Origin of the sequence: Romboutsia sp. (genome assembly GCF_051659545.1) — a bacterium.
In the GTDB taxonomy this organism is placed as follows: Bacteria; Bacillota; Clostridia; order Peptostreptococcales; family Peptostreptococcaceae; genus JBOFOR01.
Genome location: NZ_JBOFOR010000136.1, coordinates 1 through 10495 on the forward strand (window position 1 = coordinate 1; position 10495 = coordinate 10495).

Genomic DNA, 10495 nt, shown 5'->3' on the forward strand with positions numbered 1-10495 from the left:
ATTAACATCTTCATTGAATTTTATCATTTGTATTACCTACCTTTATATTTTCAGATAATACTATTATTTCTCTTACTTGAAAAATTATATATATGAAAGTAATTACATTTGAATGTTTTCATTTAGAATATATATATTATAGTTTACTAGTTCATTATAAAAACCCCTTGAGAAATACATCTCAAGGGGCGAAAATTCACGGTACCATTCTACTTTAACTAGCTAAGTTCGCTAAGTTATCTCTAGTCCTACTTAATTTCAGATTTGCTTCTTTGGGATGTCTTTCAATATTACTTTTCTTATGGAGTTCTCACCATTCTCTGTTAATACTAGGTAATATTTACTATTCCCTTCATTGAATTTAAATTATTTATATGTTATAGTATTAACTAATTATGATTTTGTCAATATAAATCTCCCATTTTTTAAATATAAAAATAAAAACGAAGTACAATTAATAGGAAATTGCGACTGTAGATAAATTTGTGTAAATTCAAATCTATCTATAGTCCTTTTTGAATTTGGAACAACATGCGTATATGTTATTTATATTGTGTAAGTATGTATTCACTATCTTTATCTCCTCACTCTTACTTATATAATTCTGTGTATCTCTCTACCACCTTATCTTTTCCGTTTATATTTCCGTAAAGACAATATAATATTTTTTTACTTTTAATCAACTTAAGCTACCCCCTTTTACTTCTATATAACCTCTATCTATTAATAGTTTAACATACTAACAAAACTATTAAAACCTACGAATGGTGAAGTAATCATAAATGGAAGTATAGGATACATGTTTCAAAAGAGCATCTGCTAGAATGGCGTAATTAATGCTTCCCAAACTTGTCCTTCTTGTATTTCACCATCTCCAAGAAGCGTGTACACCCTACTGTTCATATTACTCCTGCATCATTAGCTTTCTTTATATCATCTACATTTGCTGTATCTATAAAAAGCTTCATAATGTTTCCGCCTCAAATTTTATCTTTTAGTCTAATTTATTAACAAAATGGATTTTCTGTTTTATAACGTACATATTTAGGTTGATTGTAATCTATTTCTTCTACACAAACATCTAGGTATTTAAATACTTCATATAAAGTTTTTCCAAAGTGACCAAATGCTACAGCTCCGTGGTGTGGGTAGTTCTTTTCAATTAATACGTGACGATAGAAACGTCCCATTTCTGGTATTGCAAATATTCCTATTGATCCAAATGATCTAGTTGCTACTGGTAAAACTTCTCCTTGAGCTATGTATGCACATAAGTTAGCATCTGACGTACTTTGTAAACGGAAGAATGTTATATCTCCTGGAACTATATCTCCTTCTAATGTTCCTTGAGTTACTTCTTCTGGTAGTGCACGTGCCATTATTTTTTGATATTTCATTTCGCAGAATGCCAATTTGCTAGCAGCAGTATTTCCACAGTGGAATCCCATAAATGTATCTGTTAACGTATATGAATAATTTTCTTTTATTTCTTCCTCATACATATCTTTAGGTACTGTGTTATTTATATCAAGTAAAGTAACCGTATCATTACTTACTACAGTTCCTATAAATTCACTTAAAGCTCCGTATATATCAACCTCACAAGAAACAGGTATTCCTTTAGCTGTTAAACGGCTATTTACATAACATGGTACAAATCCAAATTGAGTTTGGAATGCTGGCCAACATTTACCTGCTATTGCAACAAACTTACGAGAGCCTTTATTTGCTTCTATCCAATCTAATAGCGTTAATTCATATTGAGCTAACTTAGCTAATATTTCCGGCTTCTTGTTTCCTTCTCCTAATTCATCTTCCATTTCTTTTACTATACTTGGTATACGTTCATCATTTTCATGCTTGTTAAAAGCTTCATATAAATCTAGTTCTGAATTTTCTTGTATTTCTACTCCTAAATTGTAAAGTTGTTTTATTGGAGCGTTGCATGCTAAAAAGTCTTGTGGACGAGGTCCAAATGATATTATCTTTAAGTTATTTAGTCCATATACTGATTTAGCTATTGGCTCAAATTCATGTATCATATCTGCACATTCACTTGCAGTACCAGCTGGATATTCTGGTATGTATGCTTTTATGTTACGTAGCTTTAAGTTGTAGCTTGCATTAAGCATTCCACAATATGCATCTCCTCTATCATCTAAAAGTTTATCTCCACTTTCTTCAGCAGCTGCTATAAACATAACTGGTCCACCAAATTCTTTAGCTAATAATGTTTCTGCTGTTTCAGGTCCAAAGTTTCCTAAGTATACAACTAAAGCATCACATCCAGCTTCTTTAACTTCATTAAGAGCCTTTTGCATATGTATTTCATTTTCTACACAAGTTGGACATTCATATATTTCTCCGTATTTCTCTGTATATTCTTTTACAACTGCCTTACGACGATTTTCTGAAAGTGACATTGGAAAACAATCACGGCTTACTGCAATTATTCCTATTTTTAATACTGGCATATTATTCATAATCAAAATCCCCTTTAACTTTTTTACAATTTTATATTTTCTCCATATATTCCATTTACTGCATTTTCTATATTTGCTTCTTTATGTGCTATAATCCACTTATTTCTAGCAAATAATAATGAACTTTCTCCATCTTTTGATAAACAAAAATCAATTTCAGTATTTGTTCCCTTTGGTAAAACTACTACACATTTGAAATAATTTCCATCTACTCCACAAGGTGCATAGTGAAGTGTAGTTGCATAAACTTCAATAGCAGTTCCCTTTGGAACTAAAAAAGCTTCTACTTTCGAACTATCATAACTAAATTCATCTGTTATATCTTGTTGTGATCCAAGAAGTAAAATTAAATCAGTCGCTGCAATATTTACCTCACTATCTCTATGATACTCTAATGCATTTAACTTATTATTATGACCATTACAGTATCCTATTTGAATAGGCATTCCCCCATATACTTCATTGGATAAAACAGCCATATCATCAGTACTTTCTAAATCACAAATAGACGGTTCATATATAATATCTCCAGGGCATTCTATATTTTCCATTACTTGCATTATGGAGTTAAATTTATAATTTTTAAGTATTTTTCCATATTTTTTAAATGATTCATCACTTACGTTTAAGATTCTCATACTTCTCCCCTTTTACATTAATTCACTATATAATTCTTTTACTGTAGGATATATTTTTTTAAATTTCTTATATGCAATATCATAATTTGAGACAAGTTCATCTTCAGGCTTAATAGTTTCTACTACTTTTACGATTTTATTTGATGCTTCTTCTACGTTATTAAATTCTTTGCAGCCAACAGCTGCTAACATAGCTGCCCCTAAGGCTGGTCCTTCTTCTATTTCTATTCTTTCTACATTTATATTTAATACATTTGCGATGATTTTAACCCATATATCACTCTTAGCTCCACCACCACAAATTTTTGTACTTTCTATTTTAATACCTAATGATTTTGCTATTTCTAGGCTATCTCTTAACCCAAAAGCAACACCTTCCAGCACAGCTTGGGATATTTCTTTACGTTTAGTATCCATACTCATACCTATAAAGCATCCACGCGCATCTGGATTATTATGAGGAGACCTTTCTCCCATCAAATATGGTAAGAAAAATACTTTATTATTACCAAGATTTTTTATATCTTTTAATTCGTTATCATATTCTTTAGTATTTAATATTTCTTCTACCCACCACTTATTGCACGATCCTGCACTAAGCATGCATCCCATTAAATGATATTTTCCATCTGCATGTGCAAATGAATGTAGAGAGTTATTCTCGTCCACACCAAATTTTTCACTAGATATAAATACAGTTCCTGAAGTTCCTATTGATATATTACACATTCCATCTCCTACTGCTCCTGTACCTACCGCTGCTGCTGCATTATCTCCAGCTCCTGCAATAATTTTAACACTTTCATTTAATTCAAGTTCTTTAGCAATTTCAGGTCTAATGCTACCTACTACATCATAACTTTCAAAAATTTGTGGTAATTGTTCTTCTTTTATTCCACAAATCTCCATCATTTCTTTTGACCAACATTTATTCTTAACATCAAATAAAAGCATTCCCGATGCGTCAGAAACATCTGTAGAAAATGTATTAGAAAGCTTATATGCAAGATAATCTTTGGGCAACATTATCTTATTTATCTTAGCGAAGTTATTAGGCTCATTTTCTTTCATCCATAATATTTTAGGAGCAGTAAATCCTGCAAATGCAATGTTTGCAGTATACTCTGATAACTTTTCCTTACCTATAACATTATTAAGGTATTCAGTTTCTTTAAATGTACGACCATCATTCCAAAGAATAGCCGGACGAATAATCTCATCATTTTTATCTAGTGCCACAAGTCCATGCATTTGTCCACCAAAACTAATACCACAAATTTGACTTTTATCAAAATGTTCTATTAATTCTTTAATTCCTGCTACAGACTGTTCATACCAATGTTGTGGATTTTGCTCTGACCATCCACTTTTAGGGAAAGAAAGTGGATATTCTTTTGATACAATATTCTTTATTTTTCCATCTTCATTCATTAACAGTAGCTTAACGGCTGATGTTCCTAAATCAATTCCTATATATAACATATCTCATACTCCCTATTTTTATCTGTATGGTTAAACTAATCATAAAAACGAGGAGTAAACCTACTCAATTAACATAGCAACTCCTCATTTTATTTATTTTATTAATTGTTAGTATTAGATTTTAGTTCCTCAAGTATAGTTGGGTATTCCTTATCTAACTTGTAAAAACTCATTATTATAATTTGTAATATTGTAATAATTATTGGTAAGTATACGAAACATACTTTTATAGCAACTATCGCTGACTCACTTTGTACCGCTGCAGTACCAATATATCCACCTAAAGAAAGTACAGCTCCTAATATTGCTGATCCAATACCATTTCCTACCTTAAATCCAAAACTAGATGCACTATTTATAAGTCCCTCTGTTCTATATCCAGTTTTCCACTCTCCATATTCAATAGTATCTGACACAATTGCAAACATTGTAGCTGCTATTCCAGCACTTCCTATCCCCTTTACAATACTTGCAAGTATTACAGTATTATAACTTAATTGAGCTCCCATAAATATCATGTTTGATATTATTAATATTACAGAACCAACCATTAATACATTTCTTTTACCAAACTTCTTTATGAAAGGTGCAACCATAAACATCGCTATAATTTGTGATATATTAGCAGTCATATTTATTGGAGCAAATAATTTTTCGTTCCCTAAAATAAACTTAGCATAATATACCGAAGATCCTCCGTTTAGTGAAAATACTATGAATATACAAACTAAGCATAATGTTATTTGTATCCAATATTTATTTTTAAATAAAGCTTTTACCCCAACCTTAAAAGGCACTACTTCATTTTTTTCTTTTCTAGAAGATTCTACTCTTTCTTTAGTTCCTGCAAAAGTTATTAAAAATACTATTATTGATGCTATACCAAATACTAAAAAAGTCTTAGTCCATGCTGATGCATTATTCCCAAAATATTCAACTAAAGGTAGCGTTAATCCATTTATTATTAAACTACCACAAGTAGCTAGTACCATTCTAAAAATACTAAGAACTCCTCTTTCGTACTGATCTTGAGTTATTAGTGAATTTAATGTTGCATAAGGCACATTTATTGCAGTATATATTACTGTAGAAACTAAGTTATAAGTAATAAATACATACACTAACTTAGCTGTATTTCCAAGACTTGGTGGAACAGAAAATAACAACACTGCTGCTACTGCAAATGGAACAGCCATGCGTAAAATCCAAGGTCTTGCTTTACCATATTTAGATTTCGTTCTATCTACCATAACCCCCATTGCTAAATCACTAAATCCATCTAAAAGTCTGGATATAAGCATTATACTACCTACTGCTGCTGCACTAACTCCAGCATAATCAGTATAATAAAATAATAAAAATGCTGACATAGCTGAGTATATAATATTACAACCTAAGTCTCCACACCCATAAGCAAACCTTTCACCTATTGATATTCTCGAAGATTGAATGTTAGCTGTTTCAATATTTGCTTTATATTCCATAATATAGTCCCCCTATTTATAATTATTTTCTAGTAAGATTTTACTAGTCTACATTTTTTTCTTCATCTGAAATATATTCAAAAAAGTCAAAATCTGCATAATGTTTATGCTTTACTCGGTCTGCACATGTAATACCTACAAACGTGCCTGTAAACTCTCCATACTTACAGTACTCATCTGAAAACTTAGTAGTATCAAATACTTTACCTATTGCTTCATAATTTTCCCCATCATAACTCCATTCAAAATAAGATTTTCTACCTTGTATATTCAAACGAAGATATATTGGAGTATCCTCTATAGGCATTCTTGTATTTAAAAATTCTGTTTTTTCTCCATTTTCAAGATGTATTATTGATAATGCACATCGTCCTAATGTTTCACTATAGTATTTTCTAAGATTTATATAGTTCATATTATCATAATACATGATTAAACCTGCACTATGTTGATGTACTTCGGGGTAAAATTCCATCTTTGTAGTAATTCTTGCATATACTGAAGTTAATTTTCTTGCCAATATGCTCACTTTATTTAATGATGTTCTGGATTCTTGCCCTCTAATCCTTACATATCCCGGTCTAGATTTAACATCTGCAAATGATAGTGGTGAAATTCTTGGAGCATAATATTGTAATCCAAGCTCTTCTAAATCAAAATCATCGAAGTCTGGTATTTTTGAAACTTGATATTCTTTAAGTTGACTTTCAACTACGTATTCCTTTGCTAAGTTTGTACCATCTTCCATCCTAAGCCATCCATCTTCTGTCCATTCCATTTTTTGAATAGCTGTCTCTCTTCCAAGAGTACACCTTAACTCTGGTGAAAAAGGCCTTGAGCAAAGATGTACTAAATATACTTCTCCTAGTGGAGTTTCTACATAACTACCATGACCTGATTTTTGAAGTATTGATTCTGGATTATAGTATTTAGGTTTTAAATGGTCTGGATCGTGTCTTTCATAGAAATCACCAGGAATAGATGTAACTATTGGATTCATAGGGTCTTTTTCATAAGGTCCCCACACATTTTTAGCTCTTCCCATCGTTACTCCATGACCATAACCTGTTCCACCTTCAGCACACATTATGTAATAGTATTCCCCATGTTTTGTTATATGTGGGGCTTCAATACAACCTCTATCAGTTCCGCCTGACCATATTCGTTTAGGGTATCCTATTATTTCGTTTTTATCTGAAGAGTATTCTACTAGACATATTGCTCCTGGTTTTTCATATCCTTCTCTAGTTTCCCACTCTAAAGATGAAATCCACTTTCTTCCATCATCATCATGGAAAATAGATGCATCAAATCCGGAAGAATGAATATATATAGGTTTACTCCATGGACCTTTTATATCTTTAGCCGTAACTAAATAATTATCAACATCAAAATACCTAGCATTCATAGAGTTCATAACGCCATAAACTACATAAAATAAATCTTCTTTTTCACAATAAGTCAGGCAAGGTGCCCAAATTCCTTTTGCTGAAGGTAGCTTTTTTAAATCAACCGTTGTATCATCAGTTAAAACATGAGTATATAACTCCCAGTTTTTTAAATCTTTTGAATGATATATAGGAATTCCTGGAAACCACTCAAAAGATGAGACTGCGATATAATAATCATCGCCCTTTCTACAAATGCATGGATCCGGGTTAAAACCTGGAAGTATTGGATTTTTAATCATTTTATTTTCCTCCATTTTATCTTTAATATCCCACTGGGAACCAATCTTGTGCTACGCACTTACCTAAATCCCAACTATCCCAACCAATCCATCCAGGCTCATTGACAGTATCTAATAATAATTTGTAATTCCAGTAATAATGTCCAGCACCATTTCCCCATGCATCAAGTTGTGCTTTTGCTATTTCTCTGTATAAAGCTCTCTTTTCATCTTGTGATAGTTTTTCAACATTTGATTCTACTCCATTAAGTGGTGATTGTCCTCCAGCTGTATCTATTCCACAACCATATGAATTAAACAAGCTCCATTCTCCACAAATAACAGGGAAGTATTCCTGCATTTCTGCAATATCTTTTGCATAGTTTTCTTTTATATATTTTACATAGCCATCAACACTTTGCTCACATCCCATTGCCTCTGCAATCATTAAATATTGGTGTGTGTCTAGAACTACATTTTTAAATTCTTCTTCTCTCATAAAATCTTTCCATGCTTTTAATTCAAAACCATCGTGGAACACTATAACGCTTTCCTCGGACATATGGGGACGCATTACTCTATATGCTTTGATATAAAACTCACGTAAAAATTCTAATGTATTATGCGAACTGCCTTTTGCCATTTCTTCATCTACTGCTTTATATCTATTTGGAACATCCATTACCTTCCACATATTTTCTGTAATTGGCTCATTCACAATTTGAATTCCCCAAAGTTCACTTCTTTTACCATAGCGTTTTGCTAATCTTTCAAGGACACTTAATGTAAAATCTATACTTTCTGATTGCTGAGACCACTTACATACTCCAGATATGCCACCATTATCAAATCCATTTTGACTTCCTGGAACTGTATGAAGATCGATTAAAATACTTAATCCATATTTATTTCCCCAAGAAAATGCCTTATCTAATTCTTCAATACACCCTATAAAAGGTTCACAATCACCAAAAATAAAATATGGAACTGGTATTCGTACTGAGTTTAAACCCATAGATTTAATAATTGCAAAATCTCTTTCTGTTATGTACTCACTACGATGAGTTTTTATACGAGCTTCGTAAACTTCTCTTGAAAGTTGTCTTGGTAAATAATACTCATCTTCTGCACTTGTTCCTTCAAATAGTCCTGGACTCATCCATTTTTCTAATACTAACCAATTACCTAAATTTACTCCTTTTATGTACATTTTATTTCTCTCCCTTTCTGAGCTTATTTATATATCTATTTTGTACTAAAATAGATGTATAAATATTTTTCTTTATGATTTATATTTATAATACATTAAAATGCAAACGTTTCTAAGTGGTTTTATTATCTACTTTATAGGTCGATATTATCTTTTTCTTGAATTGATTGATTTTACAATTTATAATAGATGTATATACTTTAATAAGGAGAGTAATTGTGAATAATAAAGATTTTACTCATGAAATTGTTCAATTGACGGAAAATTTAGATATAAATTTTAAGTTATATCGTGATAATGGTAGTTTCATTTCAAGCCATTGGCATAATTCAATAGAAATAATATATGTAACATCTGGAAGTTTGAAGATATATGAAGGTAATCGTACTTATAATCTAAGGACTAATGATTGCATCGTAATAAATTCTGGAGTTGTACATTCTACACACTGTATTTCTGGAAATACATCTATACTTTTACAAATACCTTTTTCTTTTTTAAATAGATATATTCCTGATTTTAAAAATAGTCACTTTGATTTCAGTGTTAATTGTAATGAAGTTAATTATGAAAAAAATTTAAATAATGTTAGAAAACTTTTGAGAGATATGGAGTTTTTAAGAACGAATCCTGTTGATGCTGGTAATTTACGTTTTACAAGTATATTATTTGAACTTCTTTTTCAATTGTATAGTAATTTTAGAATTCCTGTGGGTGGTAAAGATATGAAGAGAAATACTCTAAGTTTATCTACATTTAAACCAGTGTTAGAGTATACAAAACTTAATTATAATCGTCCTATTTCTATTCAAGAAATTTCAGAGGTTGCACACTTGCAGCCTGAGTATTTTTGTAGGAAATTTAAACAGTGTATGGGGCAAACATTTTTAGAGTATTTAAATGAAATTAGAATTGCTCATATTTATAAGGATTTAGTTGCCACGGATGATGCTTTATGTAATATTTTAGAAGCTCATGGCTTTACTAATAGTAAATTATTTTATAAAGTATTTAAACAAAGGTTTAATTGTACTCCAAAAGAATTGAGAAAAATAAATAGATAATCTAAAATATTTTACTGATTCGATATTTTTTTGGAAGCTATGGAACTTAACATTTCTATGAAAACTCTAGTGATATTGATATAGCATGGTTTACAAATAAAGATATAAGTTATTCTACTTTAAGCTCCTATGAATCTGTGTATCTCTCTACCACCTTCTCTATGAAAGAACTATTATCACAGAATGCATAGGTTTTCATTACTTCCATATATGTATTATCAATAACTTTTATTGCATAATGATATTATATCTAAATTAAAAGATCAAATACACTTAAAATAATTGAAATTGCCATAATTAAATAAGCTATTTTAGTTTCATTAGGTCGTTTTAATTTAATAAAAACTGAAACTATAGATAGTATTCCTACAAATACACCAATTACTTGTTGAAATACATAATTACTAGGTAAGCTAGTAACATTGATAAAAGAAATTATAAGTGACCATACAAACAAACCATAAA

The 10495-nt window shown here is 30.7% G+C and carries 8 protein-coding genes; 1 reads left to right on the forward strand and 7 read right to left on the reverse strand.

All coding sequences use genetic code 11. From position 1 onward, the window contains the following. Positions 1-1007: 1007 nt before the first annotated feature. The 6 genes from ACRC03_RS07795 to ACRC03_RS07820 all read right to left on the reverse strand — a co-directional run bounded on the left by ACRC03_RS07795 (position 1008) and on the right by ACRC03_RS07820 (position 8966). Positions 1008-2483 carry an L-fucose/L-arabinose isomerase family protein gene (locus ACRC03_RS07795; RefSeq protein ID WP_438652001.1) on the reverse strand — a complete coding sequence of 492 codons (1476 nt, stop codon included), beginning with the start codon at positions 2481-2483 and terminating at the stop codon, positions 1008-1010. Between the two features lie 23 nt (positions 2484-2506). Next, entirely contained in the window at positions 2507-3121 is a 615-nt protein-coding gene (locus tag ACRC03_RS07800; RefSeq protein ID WP_438652002.1) for a DUF4867 family protein, read from the reverse strand. Positions 3122-3133: 12 nt separating this feature from the next. After that, complete coding sequence (gene xylB / locus ACRC03_RS07805; RefSeq protein WP_438652003.1) at positions 3134-4603, reverse strand: xylulokinase; 1470 nt, start codon at positions 4601-4603, stop codon at positions 3134-3136. Between the two features lie 101 nt (positions 4604-4704). Further along, a complete protein-coding gene (locus tag ACRC03_RS07810; protein ID WP_438652004.1) occupies positions 4705-6087 on the reverse strand; it encodes an MFS transporter in 1383 nt (460 codons plus the stop codon). A gap of 43 nt (positions 6088-6130) precedes the next feature. Next, positions 6131-7777 (reverse strand): glycoside hydrolase family 43 protein, encoded by a 1647-nt coding sequence (locus tag ACRC03_RS07815; protein WP_438652005.1) that lies wholly within the window; start codon positions 7775-7777, stop codon positions 6131-6133. Between the two features lie 22 nt (positions 7778-7799). Next, positions 7800-8966, reverse strand: coding sequence for a glycoside hydrolase family 5 protein (locus ACRC03_RS07820; protein ID WP_438652006.1), 1167 nt, complete (start codon positions 8964-8966; stop codon positions 7800-7802). 218 nt (positions 8967-9184) lie between these two features. Between ACRC03_RS07820 and ACRC03_RS07825 the strand changes: the two genes are divergently transcribed. Further along, the gene (locus ACRC03_RS07825) at positions 9185-10030 is read left to right on the forward strand and encodes an AraC family transcriptional regulator (RefSeq protein WP_438652007.1); all 846 of its coding nucleotides are present in this window, start codon (positions 9185-9187) and stop codon (positions 10028-10030) included. A 250-nt stretch (positions 10031-10280) separates the two neighbouring features. Here ACRC03_RS07825 and ACRC03_RS07830 read toward each other — a convergent pair. Further along, a partial coding sequence (locus ACRC03_RS07830) for a hypothetical protein (protein ID WP_438652008.1) occupies positions 10281-10495 on the reverse strand: 215 nt, incomplete at its 5' end.